Origin of the sequence: Halobaculum sp. EA56 (genome assembly GCF_051195075.1) — an archaeon.
GTDB lineage: Archaea > Halobacteriota > Halobacteria > Halobacteriales > Haloferacaceae > Halobaculum.
Map to the genome: position 1 here is coordinate 1 of NZ_JBNTJX010000107.1, position 1,014 is coordinate 1,014.

General features: G+C 60.0%; 1 pseudogene. It reads right to left on the reverse strand.

Going from position 1 to position 1,014, the window contains the following annotated elements:
- Positions 1-1,014, reverse strand: a pseudogene (locus ACQUQ1_RS22395) (hypothetical protein); the annotation flags it as partial.

Below are 1,014 nucleotides of genomic sequence, written 5' to 3' on the forward strand. Positions count from 1 at the left end.
CCGACGAGAGTGTCAGGTCAACGGACGTGGTCCCGTTCGGCGGAACCGTAGCCGAGCCTGCGCGCAGCGTCGGTTCGGGCGTGGCGTTATTGAGCGCCACCGTGATGTTCCGATCTTCCGTAACGGTGAGGTTGCGTATGTACGTCTCGTTCACGTACCCGGTCGCGTTTTTCGGCGGAGTGACTTTGAGCGTGAGGCTCCCGTTGACTTCGAACCCGGGGGGTGTAGTGAAGTTCCCGTTCGACGATTCCGCGAGATGCAGCTGTCCCTCATCATCGGTTTTGATGTTGATGTATCCGAATGCGGTGCCATTGTTCCGGTGACGGAGGCTGATAGTGGCATTCTTGACTGGCTGACCAGATTCACCAGTAACAGTGACATTGAGAACGTGACCTTCAGGGATTGAGATATTCCCCAAGGAGACGTTCCCTTCCCGCGTGCTCACCTTGTCGATGGCATAGAAGTCGACGATCCCGTCACGCGGGAACGCCTCCGGCGGGTCGAGTGCGTCACCCTGACTGAAGCCGACCGTAATATTGCTCTCGTTCTCGACAGTCACATCGAAACGACCGTCTTCGGTTGTGTATCCCTGTGTAATTCCGGGATCGTCGGACCAAGCTGCGAAAACCGTATCGTTGGAAACGGTCGTTCCATTGGGGTAAACGATCCGGCCGGAAATCTTCTTTCCGACGCTAGTCTCATTCAACACGACCGTGAGGTTGCGCTCGCCGGTGACGGTGAGGTTCCGGGTGTAGGTGCGGTCCTCGAATCGGGTGGCGTTCTCGGGGGGCGTGACCTCGATACTCACGTTCCCGCTCAGTTCGATGCCGGGCGGCGGACTGGGACGATCAGGGTTCCACGCACTGAACTGGAGCATCCCGTCGGCGTTCGTGGGGAGCGCGCTGAGACCGGCGTCGGCGCCACCTTCCTCCGGGGTGGGCGTGATCGCACCCTGATAGTGACTCACACTGACCGTCGCGTTCGGGACGGGAGCGCCGCTCTCGTCGACGACCG